This window comes from Mycobacterium sp. (assembly GCF_002863225.1).
GTDB lineage: Bacteria > Actinomycetota > Actinomycetes > Mycobacteriales > Mycobacteriaceae > Mycobacterium.
Genome location: NZ_PKEK01000068.1, coordinates 1 through 17,649 on the forward strand (window position 1 = coordinate 1; position 17,649 = coordinate 17,649).

Annotated in this window: 17 protein-coding genes and 2 pseudogenes; 17 read left to right on the top strand and 2 right to left on the bottom strand. The window is 66.1% G+C overall.

What is annotated here, in order from left to right; translation table 11 throughout:
- Both CYU59_RS21690 and CYU59_RS21695 read left to right on the top strand, forming a co-directional pair.
- A pseudogene (locus CYU59_RS21690) lies at positions 1-517 on the top strand (hypothetical protein); the annotation flags it as partial.
- A gap of 42 nt (positions 518-559) precedes the next feature.
- Positions 560-931: a hypothetical protein gene (locus CYU59_RS21695; protein ID WP_293002573.1), complete on the top strand. Its 372-nt coding sequence runs from the start codon at positions 560-562 to the stop codon at positions 929-931.
- A 181-nt stretch (positions 932-1,112) separates the two neighbouring features.
- On the opposite strand, the gene CYU59_RS21700 is transcribed toward CYU59_RS21695, so the two are convergent.
- Together CYU59_RS21700 and CYU59_RS21705 are read right to left on the bottom strand one after the other, a co-directional pair.
- Positions 1,113-1,553, bottom strand: a complete 441-nt coding sequence (locus CYU59_RS21700) for a hypothetical protein (protein WP_293002575.1) — start codon at positions 1,551-1,553, stop codon at positions 1,113-1,115.
- 387 nt (positions 1,554-1,940) lie between these two features.
- Positions 1,941-2,429: a helix-turn-helix transcriptional regulator gene (locus tag CYU59_RS21705; protein WP_293002577.1), complete on the bottom strand. Its 489-nt coding sequence runs from the start codon at positions 2,427-2,429 to the stop codon at positions 1,941-1,943.
- Positions 2,430-2,531: 102 nt separating this feature from the next.
- Here CYU59_RS21705 and CYU59_RS21710 point away from each other — a divergent pair, with 102 nt between their 5' ends.
- The 15 genes and pseudogenes from CYU59_RS21710 (at position 2,532) to CYU59_RS21780 (ending at position 17,030) form a co-directional block, all read left to right on the top strand.
- Positions 2,532-3,257 carry a hypothetical protein gene (locus CYU59_RS21710; RefSeq protein ID WP_293002633.1) on the top strand — a complete coding sequence of 242 codons (726 nt, stop codon included), beginning with the start codon at positions 2,532-2,534 and terminating at the stop codon, positions 3,255-3,257.
- A 285-nt stretch (positions 3,258-3,542) separates the two neighbouring features.
- Positions 3,543-3,803: a hypothetical protein gene (locus CYU59_RS21715; RefSeq protein ID WP_293002579.1), complete on the top strand. Its 261-nt coding sequence runs from the start codon at positions 3,543-3,545 to the stop codon at positions 3,801-3,803.
- Entirely contained in the window at positions 3,800-4,330 is a 531-nt protein-coding gene (locus tag CYU59_RS21720) for a hypothetical protein (protein ID WP_293002581.1), read from the top strand. The genes CYU59_RS21715 and CYU59_RS21720 overlap by 4 nt, the downstream gene beginning before the upstream one ends.
- The gene (locus CYU59_RS21725; RefSeq protein WP_293002635.1) at positions 4,330-4,650 is read left to right on the top strand and encodes a WhiB family transcriptional regulator; all 321 of its coding nucleotides are present in this window, start codon (positions 4,330-4,332) and stop codon (positions 4,648-4,650) included. The genes CYU59_RS21720 and CYU59_RS21725 overlap by 1 nt, the downstream gene beginning before the upstream one ends.
- Positions 4,647-5,258, top strand: a complete 612-nt coding sequence (locus tag CYU59_RS21730; RefSeq protein ID WP_293002583.1) for a hypothetical protein — start codon at positions 4,647-4,649, stop codon at positions 5,256-5,258. Before CYU59_RS21725 ends, CYU59_RS21730 begins: the two co-directional genes overlap by 4 nt.
- Positions 5,255-5,722: a WhiB family transcriptional regulator gene (locus CYU59_RS21735; RefSeq protein ID WP_293002585.1), complete on the top strand. Its 468-nt coding sequence runs from the start codon at positions 5,255-5,257 to the stop codon at positions 5,720-5,722. The genes CYU59_RS21730 and CYU59_RS21735 overlap by 4 nt, the downstream gene beginning before the upstream one ends.
- A 193-nt stretch (positions 5,723-5,915) precedes the next feature.
- Complete coding sequence (locus tag CYU59_RS21740; RefSeq protein ID WP_293002587.1) at positions 5,916-6,782, top strand: DUF6551 family protein; 867 nt, start codon at positions 5,916-5,918, stop codon at positions 6,780-6,782.
- 42 nt (positions 6,783-6,824) lie between these two features.
- Positions 6,825-7,439 (top strand): DUF1643 domain-containing protein, encoded by a 615-nt coding sequence (locus tag CYU59_RS21745; protein WP_293002589.1) that lies wholly within the window; start codon positions 6,825-6,827, stop codon positions 7,437-7,439.
- The gene (locus CYU59_RS21750) at positions 7,436-8,140 is read left to right on the top strand and encodes a hypothetical protein (RefSeq protein ID WP_293002591.1); all 705 of its coding nucleotides are present in this window, start codon (positions 7,436-7,438) and stop codon (positions 8,138-8,140) included. The genes CYU59_RS21745 and CYU59_RS21750 overlap by 4 nt, the downstream gene beginning before the upstream one ends.
- Positions 8,137-8,559: a hypothetical protein gene (locus CYU59_RS21755; protein WP_293002593.1), complete on the top strand. Its 423-nt coding sequence runs from the start codon at positions 8,137-8,139 to the stop codon at positions 8,557-8,559. The genes CYU59_RS21750 and CYU59_RS21755 overlap by 4 nt, the downstream gene beginning before the upstream one ends.
- Positions 8,556-10,304 carry a DEAD/DEAH box helicase gene (locus tag CYU59_RS21760; RefSeq protein WP_293002595.1) on the top strand — a complete coding sequence of 583 codons (1,749 nt, stop codon included), beginning with the start codon at positions 8,556-8,558 and terminating at the stop codon, positions 10,302-10,304. The genes CYU59_RS21755 and CYU59_RS21760 overlap by 4 nt, the downstream gene beginning before the upstream one ends.
- Positions 10,301-10,840, top strand: coding sequence for a hypothetical protein (locus CYU59_RS21765; RefSeq protein ID WP_293002597.1), 540 nt, complete (start codon positions 10,301-10,303; stop codon positions 10,838-10,840). The genes CYU59_RS21760 and CYU59_RS21765 overlap by 4 nt, the downstream gene beginning before the upstream one ends.
- A gap of 695 nt (positions 10,841-11,535) precedes the next feature.
- Positions 11,536-12,912 (top strand): hypothetical protein, encoded by a 1,377-nt coding sequence (locus CYU59_RS21770; protein WP_293002599.1) that lies wholly within the window; start codon positions 11,536-11,538, stop codon positions 12,910-12,912.
- 77 nt (positions 12,913-12,989) lie between these two features.
- Positions 12,990-14,309 (top strand): annotated as a pseudogene (gene dnaB / locus CYU59_RS21775) (replicative DNA helicase); the annotation flags it as partial.
- A gap of 150 nt (positions 14,310-14,459) precedes the next feature.
- Positions 14,460-17,030 (top strand): DUF4365 domain-containing protein, encoded by a 2,571-nt coding sequence (locus CYU59_RS21780; RefSeq protein ID WP_293002601.1) that lies wholly within the window; start codon positions 14,460-14,462, stop codon positions 17,028-17,030.
- Positions 17,031-17,649: the final 619 nt, after the last annotated feature.

Genomic DNA, 17,649 nt, shown 5'->3' on the forward strand with positions numbered 1-17,649 from the left:
CCAAGACGAGGACAACGCGAAGAAGTACTCCACCGCCGATCTGCACACCGACAAACCCCGCACCCCCGGCGACAGCGGAGGCGGCGTCCAGGCCGCCAGCTGGAAACCCGGCGACCCCCGACATCAGCCTGTGATCGCCGGCCCGGGCGGGTTGGGGCCCTCGCAGCACGGGGATTTGAAGTGGGTCGAGGTTGGGCCTCGGTCAGGTAATTTCGTGCGGGCTGATGAGGTGCCGGGGATCAAGGTCCAAGCGCCGGGTGAGCTGGGGCCTGCGACGGTGTCGGATAGTCACGGCAACGCCGATCCGTATATCGAGTTGGGGCCCAATACTGGTGTGTGGGCGCCGAAGTCGGATTTTCCGGGCGCGAAGTTCTTTCCGCCCGGGTCTAGTGAGTTGCCGCCGTATGGGTGGGATGAGTATCTGCCTGGTTCCGGGATTTTTCTGTGGCACGGGGATCTCAAGCCTGAGCCGTTCGGTCCGATCGGGGGCGGCGGGGCGACGTACCCCGCCGGCTGACGCCTCGGCTCACGCGTCGCCGTGGTCGGATAGCGTGAGCGCATGATCATCACTGGGGCGTTGCTCGCTGAACAGGCGCTGGCCACCGAGAGTGGTCTACACCTGTGGAACGGCGTGATCTCGGGCGCGCTGGTGGGGCCGGACCGGATTTCGCGACTCTTTCTGGTGGTGCTCACTCAGGCGGAGACGGACAACTCGGACCGGACCGTCGAAATCGAGATGCGGCCACCGACAGGCGAAGAGCCGCGAGTTCACCGGTTCGACGTGCCGGTGGAGACCGCGAACAGCGAAATCGGTTTCGCGTATTGGCCTTTCGAGTTTCATCTGCCTTTTGATGGCCGCTGGATTCTGATGGTGTCGGCGGGCGGGGCAAGTGCTGTGGCGCTGCCGCTGCAGGTGGCATCAGCGACGTGATCGGCGGTGCAGCCCACGACGCTGCGGGGCCCTGTGCGCGGTAGTCGGCGGTAGCTGCCTGCGGCGCGACGGCCGCGCATGCTTCGGGTAGGGAAGTGGTCCGGCGGCACTGATTGCGTGAGCTGTCCCGGTGAGACTCGTTGCTCGTCGACGGCCTAGTGCGTCGGCGAGCTTTGCGTGCTTAGAGGCCCCGGATTGGTTTGAGGCTGGCTTCCGTGGAGTCGCGGCGGGCCTGGCGGCGCTGGGCTGTGCGGTCGCTGCTGAACCGGCGCGCCAGGATTCTGGTTTCTTGGCGGCTGGGATCGGTCGTGAGGAGTTGTTTGATCTGAATGTCGTTGAGTCCGGCGAGTTTTCCGGCAGCGTCGTGGGTGGCTACAACGACGTCGCCGCGCAGTAGCGGGACCTCGTGGGCGGTGAAGCGGGTCGAGGCGAGCAGCATCTCGGTGGCGCCGCAATTCACGGCGACCCGCGGGTTGTGAGCGAACCAGAAGTCGATCGCGCCGTCGGTGCTGGAGAGCACTTCTGGTCGGTCAACGCGTACCAGATCTGCGACGTCGAATTCGCTGAGAACCTTTAGCTCGTAAAGGGATCCGTTGTGGCTGGCCAGCAGGATTTGGTTCATGGGTCTTAGTAGACCGCATGTCGGTGACATCAGGTTGCGGCAAATGTTTCGGGCCGCCTGAGCGGGTGTCTCGTGATGCAGGGTGCATCACGACAAATCGGATTGTTACCGAATCGTTATCGGCCGGATGTCGGCAGATTGTTTGCCGAGTTTCGTGACTTTCGGCGTTGGGGCTGCTGGAATTTTGGTGTGTAGGAGCGTCGCCGACCGGCATTAGGGTGATTTTGTTAGGAGGTTGATATGGACCGCGAACCGCGCACTATCAGGCGTTATCAGCCTGCTCGGGCTGTTATTGAACCCATGCCGGTAGTACGCCGTTCGGCGGAGGGGCCGGGTTCCCCGTCGGGTTCTGCTGACAACCGTTGTTTGCTGGCGCTGTCAAGCCCGTTATACGGGGGAGCCGGCTGGCCGTTGCCGGGCGCGCTGGTAGGCCGCCCGGTACTCCTCGACGCTGATGCCGAGGTGCCCGGCAAGTTTTGCGGCGTTTTTGTCAGTCAGGCCGGCGTCAGCGCGTTCGATGCCGCGCAGCGTGGTGGTGGGCATCTCGACCGCGGCGGCGAGTTCGGGCTGGGTCAGTCCTCTGATGACGCGCCAGTCGCCGGGGTAGCGCTCGTCAGGGGGGATCGCGACGACCTGCTCGATGGCGGCCTCGAGGATCCGCATCACGCGGGCCAGCAGATCTACCTGGGGTGTGCCTTTGCCGGCTTCCCAGTTCAGGATCGTTTGCCGGGTCACGTCCGCGAGACGGGCCAGATCGCTGACGCTGATGTCTTTGGCGCGTCGGGCGTCGGAGAAGGCCTGGGCGTTGAAGCCGCGCAGGACGCGGCGCGTCATGCCGGGCCGGCGAGCTGGCGTGCCATAGCTAGACAGGTTCACCGAGACCTCCCAAAACTTGTCAATGATTGCGTCTTACTTTTTCGTCTTAGTTTAGAGTATGGTGTGTCGAAGACCGCGCTATTGAGGAGGGAATCGGTGAACATGTCTCGAGCGCTGCACCACCGACCGACACCGCGCATGCCTGAAATCGCCGGTTTCGAGCCTCGATTCGACGCCGTCCCGCTGCCGCGGGCTCAGCAGCCCGCACACCTCGCCCGCCCGTTGTTCTGGTGGGCCACAGACTTACGTGCTCGCGGAGACCTCCTGCTGGGCATCGCTTTTGACGCTGCGGCTGTGACCGCGACCGTGACGATCCGGTTGGCCTCCTACCGCGTCGTCACCGTGGTTCGCCGGCCCGACGACAAGCCCGGCGCCCCCGATGGTGTCGCCGGGTTGATCGCTGAGGGCGTGTGGCGGCTCGGGGCGCTGGGATGGGCCGATCTGGTCGATGAGGCCGTCGAGGCGTTATCGGCGGCGGGCTTGATCGCCCCGGCGGCGCCGGCGGGTAGTTGCACCGCGGCGATCCCGGGCTGGGAGCGCTGCGTCGATCGCGGCGTGCGGATCGCCTACTGGCTTGCCGCGGCGCTGCTGCAGCACGGCTGGCGGCTGCACGCGTGCGGTGACGCCGCCGCGCGGTACGGCTTCATCGCCGAGATCCCCGCCGCCGGTGGGGGATATGACTTGGTGATCTACCCCGGCGATATGGCCGATGACGGCACGGAGGCCTCGGTGTTGGCGGCTGTGTGCGCGCGGCTGGGTTTCGCCCAGCGGCGCGCGCTTCAGCAGATCGTCAGTGACGCCGCGGCCGGGACGGGCCAGGTGATCTGACATGGCTGTCGCACAGCATGTTTCGGGGGCGGTGATAGTGCTGCGGCTCTAGGCGGTGGCGCCGCGGTAGCGGCGCTCGTGCAGACATTTTCATAGCGGTGACCCTGGGCCCAGATACGACAAAACCCCCCGAAGGGGGCTTGCCGATCAGGTCGGACGAGAAGTAATCAGCTTCGCGCCCAGGGTCTCCCCAAATCAGAGGAGATGACTTTGCCCAGTCGATCTCAGGGTAGAGGCTACGCGCCGACCGGCGCAAGCGTTCCGGCCCGAAATGTGCATTCTGACATGCTGAGCTGCGCTGATGCGGCTGAGCAGCCCCGTCCGGTGATCGGATCGGCGCGGCTGACGTCAGTTAGCTGGCCGCCGGTCGCAGAGGGGTGCCCGCTGTGCGCGAAGACGCCGGTGGAGCCGGTGCGACTCGAGGGCCAGATGGCGTGCCGGGGATGCACCAGTTCGTGTGTGTCGTGCTCGGCGCCGTGTGTTCCCGGTGACGAGTTGTGCCAGCAGTGCCTGGCGCTGATGAGTCCGCTGGCGGTGCCGGCATGAGGACACCGCATTTGTTGGCCGGCGCTTGTGCCATCGACCCGGCAGATCGGGTCCGCCGCGCCGAGTTGGCGGTCTGGGACGAGCTCACCGGCTCGCTGGTCGCTCACCCGGGCCAGTGGCGCTCGCTAGAAGAGGGCGCCATGGTGCTGGGCGAGGAGGTCGACGAGCTCTGGGAAGACGTGCGCCGGAACCAGCTCGGGCACGCCCGCGCCGAGGCCGCGCAGGTGGGAGCGATGGCGATCCGGTTCGTCGCTGATCTGTATGAGCCTCCTGGGCCGGCGCTGGAGCGGTTCCGGGCCGCGGCAGCCGCGGTGGGCGCTGCGCGGGAGTCGGTGGGGCCGCGGGGGCGGCTGTTGGCCTCGGGTCACGAGGGGTTCGGGTTCGTCAAGCGCGAGTACGACGCGCTGTGGACGGCGGTGCGTTTCGATGATCCGGGCCGCGGCGCGGGTCTGCGCGTGGCGGCGGCCGCGGTGCGGTTTATCGCCGAAATCACCTCCACACCAACTGTTGTGAGGAGCGCGACGTGATGCATGTGGTGGGGCAGCGCTGGAAGCTGCAAGGGGCATGCGGGGTGCAGACCCCGGACGCGCTGGAGATGTGGACTCCGGAGCGGCGGCCGGCGCGGCCGGTGATGGTGCATCTGCAGCAGATCTGCGCCGGGTGCCCGGTGCGGCGTCAGTGCGCGGCTGAGGCTGTGGCCAGCGGAGCGGAGAACTGGGTCGCGGCCGGGGTGTTCGTTCCTGCGCGGCAGTACGCCCGGACGTGGGCCGCGGCTGTCGCTGAGCTCGAGGGGATCGCCGGCCCGGACTACCTCGACGCCGCGGCCGGGTGGGGGGCTACCGCATGAAGGCTTCAGTGGCCGGGCCGCGGCGGCCGCGGATCAGTGACTATGGCGCAGTCGAGGCGGCGGCCAAGCTGCATCTGTGCACGCTGGCGGAGGTGCCGGCGGTGCGGGCCCGTCACGTCGCGGCGCTGCTGGCGTTCACCCCGACGGTGACGCGCAGCCGCTCGCGGATGTGGATCCGTCTCGAGCACGGCCCGAGCGCCTATTGGCTGGCGCAGGCGTTGGCGCACCCCGATGTCGAGTTGGTCGACGTCGGTGGCGATGGCGGGACCGTGTCGGTGTCTAACCCGCAAATGGTGTTGGGCCGCTACGGGTTTCGTGATGGACAGTGGGTGTTTGGGCACGGCCCGGAGGCCACTGTGGGGATTTGTCGGGGCGCGGTGCACGCCGCCGCCCGGTTCAACGGGCACGGCATGAAGGTGGCCTGCCCGAGTCCGGCCAAGATGCTGACTTTGACCGCGGTGATGGCGCGGCTGGGCATCAAGGCCAAACCGACTGAAGGGGAGCCGCGCGCTGCGGTGGGCCCCGGTGATGTTTCTTCGGCTTTGGATCGGCTCGGGATCGCCCAGGTGGGTGCGCAATACCGGGCCGCGTTGGGAGGTCAGTCATGAACACTTTTGCAGAGGGCCGTAATTCGCGTCTGACGGCGCACCAGTTGACGGCGCACCGCATGCATGAGCGGGGGTCGTCGCACGACGCGATCGCCGAGCACTTGCGGGTGAGTAAGCGTTCGGTGATGCGGTATCTGACCGCCGAGCGGCCGCCGGAACCCGCACCGGTCAAGCAGGTGGGGCTCGCCGATTTCTATATGAAGGGGGCGTGTGGATCGTTTCCTGAATACAACTGGCTGTCGCGGAGTTCGGTGATGCAGAAGCAGTGCAAGGAGATCTGCGAGTACTGCCCGGTGCTGGCGCAGTGCCGGGAATGGGGCCTGACCGACGGCCTGGAGGATCAGGCCATCTTGGGGGGGTTGACGCGTCGGGGCCGGCTCGCGGAGGTGCGGCGCCGTGAAGCGGTCGCCGTCGCCGAGCAGGGTCGCGGCGGCGAGGGTGCCGCGTCGGCGGGTGCGGCGTGAGCGCGCCGGCCGCGGCAGCGAGGGTGGTGCGGCAGGCGCCGCACACCGCCGGTGAGGGGATGCCCGCGGATCGTCACGAGGCCTACCGGCGTGGCCTGTGCATCACCTGCCGGGTGATGCCGCATTCGGCGGGGCGGCCGCGCTGCGGGGACTGCCATGCGGCCTACAGCAGTGGTGCGGCCGAGGAGCTGTCATGACCGCGGTGTTGGAGCGCCGAGGCGTTGCGCAGGGGTCGGCGTTCATCGACGCGGTGCGTGTCGATGAGATGTTCGTCGACCACAGCTATCAGCGGCCGCCGGATATGGCGCGGGCCCGCAAGCTCGCGGCTGGCTGGGATCGGCGGCTGGCGGGGGTGGTCGAGGTCAGCGACCGTGGACCCGGGGCCGCGGTGCGGTATGCCGTCGTCGACGGCCAGCACCGCTGGGAGGCGGCTCGGTTGCGGGACCCGAATGGGTTGCTGGTGGCCAACATTCACGAAGGACTCACTGTCGCCCAGGAGGCGTTGCTGTTCGATCGGCTCAACCGGGAACGCCGGCGGCCCTCGACGTGGGATCACTGGCGGGCCCGCAAGGGCGGCGGGGATCCGGTGGTGCTGGCCATCGATGCCGCGGTCACCGAGCTGGGGTTGCGGGTCGATCCGGGCGCCAAAGAGGGCAACGTTCGCTGCACGGCCACGTTGGAGAAGTTGGCCGGCCTCGGCGGTGTCGAGCTGGTCGCTGCCACCTTGGGTCTGATTCACGGGGTGTGGGATCAGCGGGTCGACGCCTACGACGCGCCGATCGTGCACGCGGTGGGGTTGATCTTGCATCACCTGCACGACCGGGTGGATCCCGAGCGGTTGACCGACACGTTGCTGGGGGTGTTGCCGCTGTCGTTGCGCACCCATGCCGCGGCGATGGGGGAGGCGTTGACCGGGACCGCCGGGGTGCGGATGGCGATCACGATCATGGTGCTCTACAACAAGAACCGTCGCGTCGCCGGGCAGCGAATCCTTGTGTGCGCAAGAACTTTTGGTGGCGGCTCCCGTAACGCCCGGTCTCTGCCGGCGCAATCTGCCTGAAGGCTTTTTCTGTCTATTTCTGGTTTGTGAAAGAGGTGCGTGATGACGTCGATCTTGGATTTGATCCTGCCGCACGATGAATCGTCGTCGGTGTTTTCCCCTGACCGCCGCTACCGGTACCGGCTGAACCGGCGCTGGGGGCCGGGCCCGGAGCTGATGTTGGTGGCGTTGCATCCGGGGGTAGCCCGCGAACACCACGACGATCCCGATGCGGGCCGCGACAAGGCGGTGGCGCGCGCGTTCGGCTACGACGCCTACGCCAAGCTGAACTTGTTCGCCGCGCGGGCTCATGACGCGCACACCCTGGACGGGCTGGCTGATCCGGTCGGCCCCGACAACGACGCACGCCTCGCCGAGGCGGCCGCTCAGCACGACGTCATCGTCCTCGACTGGGGCGACCACGCCGCGATCACGCGGGCCCGCACCGTCAGCTCCCGGCTGTGGCGCATCGCCCGTGAGTGCGGCGGCGCGATCGCGGTGCTGGACTGGACCCCGAGCGGACAGCCGTATCACCCGCTGCGGGTACGCGGAGACGCCCAGCTGCAGTGCCTGACCGCGCACGCCCACCCCGACATGGTCGACGTCGATCCGCGCTGGACCCAGTTGCTGGCTGACGCCGCGGCGGCCGGGCAGGCCGGCAAGGCGGGCCGGCGGTGAGCGCGGCAGTGGAACTGTTGGGAGAGCAGCGGTTTGAACTCGCGGCTGCCGCCGAGCAGCGAACGATGTGGCATGCCGTCGATATGGCATTGCTGGGTCCTCGGGAGGCTGCGGCGTCGGCAGAACAGCGCAGCGGGCGCGGAGTTGAGGCGTACTCGGTGTGCGGGCTGCGCGCGCATCACACGCCGCGGCTGGGTGGATTCACCTACGAGAACCGGTTTTTGCGGTCCAAGCGCTGCGAGCGGTGCAGCTGGGTGGTTGCGCTCAACCGCGGCACCGTCGAGCAGGAAATCGATTTCTACACCCGCAGCGCCGATGGCTCGGATGTGCTGGCTGCCGCCGGCGCGGAGTCTGGCTTGTTGCGGGCCATCTTCACCGCGATCCTGGCCGATGCCCCCCCGGGTCGGGATGCCGAAAGTGGGCACCGCTCCGATCTTTTGGCGCACGCCACCGCGCACCGCCCGGTGGTACGGCTGTGTGAGGCGTGCGTGGAGCACGGTCCTGGCGGACACGATGACGCGGGGTGCCCGCAGGCCAGGGTGGTGTGCGGGGAGTGCACCTTCACCAGCGGGCAGTGGGCCGGTGCGACAGCGGGCCGGATTCTGGGTGAGTGCGTGGTCGCCGCGCCGTGCTCGGTGCTGGTGGCCTTGGCAGGCCATTACGGTGTCGACGCCGGTCTGGGCTTGCGGGGTGTGTCGTGAGCACCCGCATGATGGCCCGTCAACCTGGTGTGGTCGTCACGGCGGCGGCAGCGGGCCTGGTTGAGCAGGTGTTGGCCGCGTTGGCGGGGCGCACCTTCGCGGGCCGTAACGAGGTTGAGGTTCAGGATCGGGTCGCTGCCGCGCTGACCGAGGCGGGGGTGGGCTTCGCGCGCGAGTATCGGCTCAGCGAGCGAGGCCGCCCCGACTTCCTGGTCGGCGGGCAGGTGGTGGTTGAGGTGAAGCTCAAGACCCCGCGCAGCGCGGTGGTGCGGCAGCTGGGCCGCTACGCCGAACACGACTCGGTGGGCGCGATCGTGTTGGCGTCGCCGAGTTTCACCACGCTGCGCAACATGCGGATGACCATCCACGGGGTGGCGGTGGTGCCGGCGGTCCTGCACGGGCCGGGGCTGGTGATATGACCGCCGCCGCCCGTTCGGGGGTCCGTGATGCGGGCCGGTTCCGTCTCGTTGATCGGGCGTGGGAGATCGAGGCTGCCCCTGATGTGATGGTGCGGCTCAAGCGGATCTTCCCGCGGTGCGCCTCGACGTTCACCGGGGCGATCCGATTGGCCGCGACCCCCGAAATGGCTGCCGAGCTGGCGTGGGTGCTGATGCGCTGGCCGATGGCGGCATCGCCGGCTGACCGATCAGCCCTGCAGGCCGCCGCCGATGAGCACGCTCACGCCGAGGCGTTGGTGCAGCAGATCCTGGCCGGGGCCGCGCCGCTGCAGGCCCACCCCGACTGGGTGCGCTCCACCGTGGCATTGCGTGAATACCAGCGCCAGGCACGCGATTTGGTGTGGGCCAATGGCGGGACGCTGGCGGTGCACGACCTCGGCGCGGGTAAGACGCTGACGTCGCTGGCGCTGCTAGAAAATCCCGATGCCCGGCCCGCAGTGGCGGTCACCTTGTCCGGGCGCATGCCCAAGCAGTGGCGCAAACAGCTCGCGAAGTTCTATCCCGACCTGACCTGCCTGGAGCTGCAAAACGGCGACAAACAGGCCCTGGAGGTCGACGGTCGCCTTCCCGATCTGATCACGATGAACTACCACAAGCTCGCCAAGTGGCAGCACGAGCTCAAAGCTGTTGCGCGCACCGTGATTTTCGACGAGGTCCACGAGTTGCGGCGCCGCGACTCCGACAAGTACGCCGCCGCGCGCACGGTCGCTGCGAACGCGACCTACGTGATGGGCCTGTCGGGCACGCCGATCTACAACTACGGCGCCGAGGCCTACCACGTCATCGACGCGGTGCGCCCGGGCGCGCTCGGCAGCCAGGAGGAGTTCGCCCGCCAGTGGTGTGGCACGACCTCGTTGACGCCGAAAACGTTGGTGCAGGACATGAATTCGTTGCAGGCGCATCTGCAGGCGCAAGGGCTGATGCATCGCGTCGATTACGACACCGCCGGGTTGCCCAGGCCGCGCTGCAACGTGATTCAGCAGTTCGTGCCCTCAGACCCCGACATCCTCGAGGAGCTGCAAGGCAACGCGGTAGAGATGGCGCAGCTGATCCTGGATCAGGCCACCGATCCGCGGGAAAAGTTCGCTCTGGCAGGCGAACTGGATTGGCGGCTGCGCCAAGCCACCGGGATCGCCAAGGCCGCGTTCGTGGCGGACTTCGTCAAGCTGCTCCTCGACGGCGGCCGCGACAAGGTGCTGCTGTTCGGATGGCACATCGAGGTGTACCGGATGTGGGCCGAGCTGCTCGGCCAATACCGGCCCCGCTTCTACACCGGCGGGCAAAACGCCGCGGCCAAGGATCAGGCGATCGATGATTTCATCGACGGGGATGCGCGGCTGCTGATCATGTCGCTGCGCTCCGGAGCGGGTATCGACGGCCTGCAGGACGTCTGCCACACCGCGGTGATCGGAGAGCTGGACTGGTCGCCCGGGGTGCACACCCAGGGGATCGGGCGGGTGTGCCGACCCGGGCAACCCGAAGACGTCGACGCGTTCTTCTGCGTCACCGACGCCGGCGCTGATCCGTTCATGTTGGAAACCCTGGACATCAAAACCCTTCAGGCGCAGACCTTTTTGAACCCCGACACCCCCATCGGGGACCCTGACCCGCTGGAGCGCCAAGCCCAACGCAACCGGATCAAAGCGCTGGCCGCCGATTTCGTGGCCCGCGCCAGTGCCACCACAGCGAGTGGAGGCCCGTCATGACAGTGCTGGCCCCCGGACCGGGAGTCGGGGCCCGAGATGCCGCTACGCAGGTGCGTGGCGAGCAGCGGTGCGCCCGCGGGCTGCAGGTTGGCGACTACGCCGCTGACGCGCGGCGCATCATGGCCGAGAACCCGTGCAACGGGGGGTGGCGCCGACGTCAGTTGCAAGCGTGCCACGGGCACCATCCACGCACCGCCGGCGCTGGCTGCATGGTGTTGTGGCAGCGGCACCGCGACTACTTCCACCCGCAGACGTTCACGCTGTACGACGTCGCTGAGGATCCGGCGTTATGGGTGGTTGAGCAGATCTCGACGTGCCTGTGCGTGTCACGGGAATGGGTGTGGCGGGTTCGCACAATCGCCGAGGACTTGCCTCGGGTGGCTGAGGATCTCGGCCTGCCATGGCGCCTCGATCACGGTGGGTTGCGGCAAGGGTTCGCGGTGCGACTCGAAGCCGCTAACGGTCGGTGGCTGTGGAGACTCACCGGTGAGCCGGCCCCGTGCTGCGGCGGCTACCTGGCGAGGTGGCCCGACTGATGAACACCGAAGATCTACGCCAGCCAGCCGGCCCCGGCCTACGCTCGCCGGGCCGCCTAGCCGCCCGCCCGCTCCAGCACCGTGTTAGCGGTGCCAGCACCCCGGCGAGGCCTACCGCCGCCGCGCCCACAGCTGCCCTTCGGCGAGCCGCGGTGTCAGTCATCGGGGGTGAGGTCCCTCGCGAGGCCGAGGCGAGGCGCGCGGCAGCCGAGCGGAACGGAATGCTTACCGCTTCACAGTTGACGGCGGCGACCGCGGCGCCGCTATCAGCAATCCGGCTCCAGCAAACTTTTCCGGAAGTTGTTCGCCGGACTGGCCGATAGGTGGTTATTCATGCCCCTGAATAGCTTTTGCATATTTATGCATGCGGTTCGGCGATGCCGAGGCCCTGGCTGACGCGAGGGTGCGGCGCTAGCAAACAGAAAGTTTGGGTGGGAGCCGTGTCGAACAGCGGTCAAGGGCCTGTGACGTGGTCCGATGACACACACGACTCGGCGTGAACAGAGGAGGAAACCCCAGCTCGACACCCCCGAACAGGGGGCGACAACGAAATAGGGGATTAGAGAGCAGAAACCCCCGGATGGGGGTCAGGGCCTTCGACCAAAAAGATCGAGCCCCGGAGTGTCAGCTCCGAGGCTCGTGAGGTCCGAAGTGCCAGCTTCGAAACTCGATTCCCCCGCTAACAGGAGAACACCATGCCAGGTGCTTCTCAGGGTACATGCTGCCCTGGACACAGGCCACCACAAATCGCCGACTTTTCAGCAAACAGATCCACCACCTCGGCTGACACCGCACAAAACGGTGCGCGACGCCGGCCTCCACCCACTCGAAAGGGCCGGCCTCGGCCGCGCATCACCTTCTCTGATGCGGCGCTGATCCGCGAACGCGTCGACGCCGGCGCCCAGTCCCTGCGGCTACGGGGCGCTCGGGCACATGCGCTGCAAGCCGCGCACAAACTGCTCTCCGGCTGGAGCCGCGTTACCGACGACCGGGTCTCCCTGCCGCAGGTCGCGGCACTCATCGTCGCCGCCGGCGGACGGCGCTACGACCTGAAAACCATCGGCCGCGCCCTGGCCTCCCTGGCCGCCGACGAACTGATCGTCTACCGGCCCGCCCAAGGCCGCGGAAACCGCGCATACCTGGCCATCCATGACCGCTTTCTCGACGGCATCACCGTGCTGGAACGCGACCGCAGCGACCGGGTGATCGTCGACTACAGCGGGCCGCGGCGACGCGATTCCGTCACCTTTTCTCGGCGCCTTCCTTATAAAGACCAAACTCATTACCCCCCTACCCCCCGACACGACAGCGACGTGCCCGACGCCCGACCGACCGAGGTGAAGATCTCCAGCGACGAGCTGCGTGCCGTGCTGCGCGCACTGCCGACGCCGATGCAGGCGCTGCCGAACAACCTGCGCTGGACCCTGGGCCGCGAGATCCGCCAACGCCTGCGGGCCGGATGGCGCCCCGAGCAGATCATCGAGGTCCTGGCCGCCCCGATGCCCGCTGACGTGCAACGCCCATGGCGGCTGGCGTTGTGGCGGCTGCGCCACAACGTCGTGGGAGCCGGACCCCGGCTGCGGCCGCTGCAGCGCGCCTACGACGCCGCCACCAGCGCTAGCGACAAGGTCGCGGCCGCCGCCTCGACCGCCCACTGGTACGACGACGTCGCCGCCGTCACCAGCTCTGACCAGCGAGCCCGGCTGCTGGTCGCCCACGAGACCAAGTTCGGTCGCCCTGCCAGCGATCCCGTTGCTGCGATCGCTGGTGCCGGACGGCGATCAGCCCGGATCTACCCGGGGCTGCCGCTGGCGCAGGCATTGGCGCGCTGGGTCGACGACGTGCTCGGCGCAGCGACCATGCCGGTGGCCGCTAGCGGGGGCCACCCGGTCGAGCTGCTCGTTGACCTCGCGGTGGGTGACTGCGACTGCGTCGTCTGCGGATCACGACAGGCCACCGCACGCGCCGAGCTGCCGCTGAAATCGACGGTGTGCGACGCGTGCTGGCCGCTGATCGCCGCCGACCTGGCCGCTGACCAACCCCACGAAGACCCGAAAGGAGTTGCCGCATGACCGAATTGGACACCCCGCCGGACGCGCCGCAGCGGCGCGGCCGGCCGGCGCAGGGCTACACCGACCTCGACGATCGTCGCCAACCGCCGCAAGACCTCGACGCCGAACAGTCGGTGCTCGGCGGGATGCTGCTCAGCAAAGACGCCATCGCCGATGTCGTCGAAAAGCTGCGGCCCACAGACTTTTACCGGCCCAACCACCAAGTGGTCTACGACGTGATTCTGGATCTGTTCGGCCGCGGTGAGCCCGCCGACGCCGTCACCGTTGCCGCCGAGCTCGATCGGCGAGGACTGCTGCGCCGCATCGGTGGCGCCCCCTACCTGCACACGCTGATCGCCACCGTGCCGACCGCGGCCAACGCCGGCTACTACGCCGGCATCGTCGCCGAGAAAGCAGTGCTGCGCCGCCTGGTCGCAGCCGGCACCCGGGTCGTGCAATACGGCTACGCCGGCGCCGACGGCGCCGATGTCGCCGAGGTCGTCGACCGCGCCCAGGCTGAAATCTACGAGGTCACCGAACAACGCGGCGGCGAGGACTTCCAAGCCCTCGAAGACCTGCTTCAGCCGGCCATGGACGAACTCGACCAGATCGAATCCAACGGTGGATCCGCGCGCGGTGTGCCAACTGGGTTCACCGAACTCGACGAGCTGACCAACGGGTTTCAGCCCGGCCAGATGATCATCGTCGCGGCCAGACCTGCGGTCGGGAAATCGACTGTGGCACTTGATTTTTTGCGGTCCTGCTCCATCCGTCACCAGATGGCCAGCGTCATCTTCTCACTCGAGATGAGCAAGCCGGAGATCGTGATGCGGCTGCTGTCGGCGGAAGCGAAAGTGAAACTTGCCGCGATGCGCGCCGGTCGCATGGACGACCACGACTGGGCGCGACTAGCTCGGCGGATGGGCGAAATCAGCGAAGCCCCACTGTTTATCGACGACTCACCGAACATGACGATGACCGAGATCCGCGCTAAAGCACGCCGCCTCAAACAACGCCACGATCTCCGGCTGATCGTCGTCGACTACCTCCAGTTGATGACCTCGGGGAAACGCGTCGAATCACGACAGGTCGAGGTCTCTGAGTTCTCGCGCAACCTCAAGCTGCTGGCCAAAGAACTCGAAGTGCCGGTGATCGCGGTCAGCCAGCTCAACCGCGGACCCGAACAACGCACCGACCGCAAACCGATGCTGTCCGACCTACGCGAATCCGGCTCTTTGGAACAAGATAGCGACATGGTAATTTTGCTACACCGCCCCGACGCGTTCGACCGAGACGACCCTAGAGGCGGCGAAGCGGACCTGATCGTGGCGAAAAACCGATCAGGGCCCACGAAGTCGGTCACGGTGGCCCACCAACTGCATCTATCGCGTTTCGTTGACATGGCACGCGGATTGTAGGTTCTCAAATCCCGTGTCCAATTCTCAAATGAAATGTCCACTCGATGTCCAATTGGACATTCCGGTGAGACGGGCGCGACTCGGCTGGACGCAGGGAAGTGCCCTCGCATGAGGGCAAGTGCTGAGGGTCTCAGTGGCGCCCGCGGTGAGGTGGCTGTTGAAGATCAGTTCCTAGGCCTCAATTGGGGTGTAGCGAAAAATCCGCGTGAGCACGATTTGGGTACCGATCTTTGGTTGATGGCCCGCGACGCCCGGCGCTTTGATCTGGGCGCATTGGTCGGTGCGCAGGCCAAGCGGGGTCCGTCGTGGTTCGAACGTCCCGAATACGGCGAGTCTGGTGAAGTGGTGGGCTGGTGGCACCCGGATACTGATCGGCATTTTAAATACTGGACCGAGCATCGCGTTCCGCACATTCTCGTGCTGCACGATCCAGATACGTTGGTTTCGTATTGGGTGCATGTGACCGCTGACAAGGTAGTCGATACGGGCAAGAAAGCGAAAATCTTTGTTCCCCAACATCAAACGGTAGACGTCGACCACGTAGACCAGCTTCTGGAAGTGGCCGTCGGAGATCGAGAATACCTTGGTTGGGAAGGAAGCGCCTGGCATCGGCGGGCCATCGCGCGTGAGGACCGACTGCGGTATGCGCTGCTGACGCCGCGCCTTATTTCTCCGCGGCCGAGCAGCACCGGTGACGCCTTGGCTCCCGAGGAAGCGTTGGCCATCCTGGTCGAGATGCGGCTTCGCGAGCTGGAGCCGTCGCCGTTGTCGTATCAGATGACGCGTGCACCAGATTTGCAGGAGTGTAGGGATTCCGGGGATTGGTGGTGGCGGTTTTATGCCGCCACCTTTGATGTTCTGGTCGGCGGCCATGACATTGCAGTGCTCACGGGGCTCATCGACGGCGACGAGGTTGAGCCGTTTGAGCAAGCAGCGGCGGCCGCGGTTGCTGCAGCGATATTCATCGAGCTTGGTCAGCCGGAGCGAGGCTTCGAGCTCGTCACCGCCTTGATCGACGCTGACCGTTGCGAGCCTGTCGACCATTACTGGTTGGTGATGCACCGTGCGCGGTGCTTGAGTGAACTTGGTCGACTCGACGATGCACAAGCCCAGGCGATCGAAGTTCAGGGACTGCGCGCGTCATCGCGTAGCGATCCCACGGCGATGTCATTGGTCGGAGCGTCGTCCGGTTTGATCATCGCGACCAGTTGGGGAATCGGTTCGGAGCCACAGGGTTTCGCCGACGCGGCAGCGGGTCGCGATACCCATGCGGCGTGGTGGCGCACCCAGGAAGTCGCGTGGGGTCTGCAATATCAGGCCGACGAAGATTTCCGCGGGTGGGCGAAAGACACCGCCGGCGTCGCGTTCGGTGTCTCCGATCAGACTTGGCGCCACCTTCGCACCGCATCGCTTATTAGCGGATTCGGTGCCGATGAGTCTGCGTGGCGAAGCATTCATGCTCAACTGGCCCGCCGGGAACTCACGACCAACGACGGCAGTGCGGCCGACGTCAGGTCGGCCCTGACGTCGATGCGTGTGGCCGGCGATGATGACGACATTGAATTAGCTGTCGACCGCCTGCTGCAGATCGGTCCTGTGTCAGCGGTGAAAGACGTCGCTCGCACGATCAACCTCGATGAGACGACCAGGACTTCCCTGCTTGCCGACATCAAGTTCGTCGAGCACGCTGCCGATGTCCTCGATGCTGCTGATGCAGATCGCCACGCGCAGTGGGCGATACGTGTCTTGAAAGATACCTCGATCGTCACTGAACGGTGGCGACCCACGTTCGTTGTTCCGATCTATGTTTTGCAGATGTTGACCGAGATCACCGCCGTGGTTTCTCCCACGGTACTGCGCGAAGTCATTGATTACGTGACCACGCTTGCCCCGGTAACGGATGCAACCTGGGGGCAGGGTCTGTCTCGTGTGGTAGCGAGTGTTCCTGAATCGGGTTGGACCACTGAGGATCTGGACAAGCTGGAATCGCGAGAAGGTGACGAGTTCCAATTCGCGGGAGCGCTCACGGCCGTTCTGGCGACGGCCAAACCTGTATTCCGCCAGGGGCTCCTGACGAAGATCGCCGACGGTCATCTCCCGACGCTGGCTGCCTGGGGTCCTATCGAAGACCTGCCCGACGATACTGCTGCCGCGTTGGCCCGCACCCTGGTTGAGAAGATATCGATCCAGATTACCCAACTTCAGGGCAACGCAGCCTCGTTCCCGCCGAGCGACCTCGCCGGAACCCTTGCATGTGTGAACGTGACGCACCCCCAGCACGCGAATTGGCAGCCAGTCATCGATTTCCTGCGCAGCCGCACACAGTTCACCCAATATCTGGAGTGCACGCTTCACACCCTCCGTCGCATCGGTCCCCGCATTCCCGACGCCGCCGCCGAGCAACTAGAACCCGTTGTGCATGACCTTATGACTAACGAGGTGCCGTCGTTCACTGGACCCGATGTGCGCGCTGCCGCAGCCAGTGCATTGGCCTTCTTCCGGCCTGACGCCATCTCCGGCGAGGAGTTTCGGAACATGCTGTGCGGCAACGGCAGCCTACGGGTCGCCGCTGCATTCGTTATCGCCGCCAAAAAGCAGCCGACCCAGATCAATCTGTTCGCGGCACTCGCTCTTGATCGACACCCGCCTGTGCGTGCGACGGTTGCAAACTGCCTCGCGTACTGGGTCGCCCCGGGGCGTCGCTGTCGAAGTGGCGCTTGAGCTTCTGCAACGCACTATTGCTTCGTCGGGCACTCAAGTCCCGCGAATGATCGCCGCCGGCATGAGCGGCGCCAAAACGACACCCGCCGTCGTACGACTAGCTGGCCTCCTTAGAGACAACCCGTCCTGGTATGTCAGATCCATTAGTGCCCAGCACCTTAACGGCGGATTAGTGTGACCACGCGCTAGCTGCTTTAAGTCTGTGTTGGAGGGCCCGCTGCGACTGCCTGATTCCGCTGCCGCGGAAAAAAAGCAGTTCTTCTGAGCCTTTAAACAGATCGATCAAATGCGGGCAGCATCAGCTTCGACCATGCGGGCACAAGACTTCCCAAGATTGGCAATAATTACCTCAGCCGGGCATTATCACCGCCCACGGTAATACCGTTGTCGCGCAGCATGTTTCGAGATAAAGATCGGATCTCAGCTTAATGGCAAACGCGCTTAACCGCTGGTGCGCGGGATGCCCACCTCTCACTATCGGATGTAGCGGAAAGAGATGGCCGAGAGAGGCGATATGCCACATACATTACCGCGCGCTCCGTCGCGCGACTCCGATTCAGTCAAGCTGAGTCTGCGCTCCGCCGACGACGGCGAGATAATCCACATACCGCCTTGGACA

Excerpts from the sequence above, each read along its gene's own strand:
- CYU59_RS21700 (WP_293002575.1), bottom strand. The coding sequence starts at position 1,553 with ATGAACCAAATCCTGCTGGCCAGCCACAACGGATCCCTTTACGAGCTA.
- CYU59_RS21735 (WP_293002585.1), top strand. The coding sequence starts at position 5,255 with ATGAACACTTTTGCAGAGGGCCGTAATTCGCGTCTGACGGCGCACCAG.
- CYU59_RS21745 (WP_293002589.1), top strand. The coding sequence starts at position 6,825 with ATGACGTCGATCTTGGATTTGATCCTGCCGCACGATGAATCGTCGTCG.
- CYU59_RS21715 (WP_293002579.1), top strand. The coding sequence starts at position 3,543 with ATGCTGAGCTGCGCTGATGCGGCTGAGCAGCCCCGTCCGGTGATCGGA.
- CYU59_RS21710 (WP_293002633.1), top strand. The coding sequence starts at position 2,532 with ATGTCTCGAGCGCTGCACCACCGACCGACACCGCGCATGCCTGAAATC.
- CYU59_RS21765 (WP_293002597.1), top strand. The coding sequence starts at position 10,301 with ATGACAGTGCTGGCCCCCGGACCGGGAGTCGGGGCCCGAGATGCCGCT.
- CYU59_RS21695 (WP_293002573.1), top strand. The coding sequence starts at position 560 with ATGATCATCACTGGGGCGTTGCTCGCTGAACAGGCGCTGGCCACCGAG.
- CYU59_RS21725 (WP_293002635.1), top strand. The coding sequence starts at position 4,330 with ATGCATGTGGTGGGGCAGCGCTGGAAGCTGCAAGGGGCATGCGGGGTG.
- CYU59_RS21720 (WP_293002581.1), top strand. The coding sequence starts at position 3,800 with ATGAGGACACCGCATTTGTTGGCCGGCGCTTGTGCCATCGACCCGGCA.
- CYU59_RS21770 (WP_293002599.1), top strand. The coding sequence starts at position 11,536 with ATGCCAGGTGCTTCTCAGGGTACATGCTGCCCTGGACACAGGCCACCA.
- CYU59_RS21740 (WP_293002587.1), top strand. The coding sequence starts at position 5,916 with ATGACCGCGGTGTTGGAGCGCCGAGGCGTTGCGCAGGGGTCGGCGTTC.
- CYU59_RS21730 (WP_293002583.1), top strand. The coding sequence starts at position 4,647 with ATGAAGGCTTCAGTGGCCGGGCCGCGGCGGCCGCGGATCAGTGACTAT.
- CYU59_RS21760 (WP_293002595.1), top strand. The coding sequence starts at position 8,556 with ATGACCGCCGCCGCCCGTTCGGGGGTCCGTGATGCGGGCCGGTTCCGT.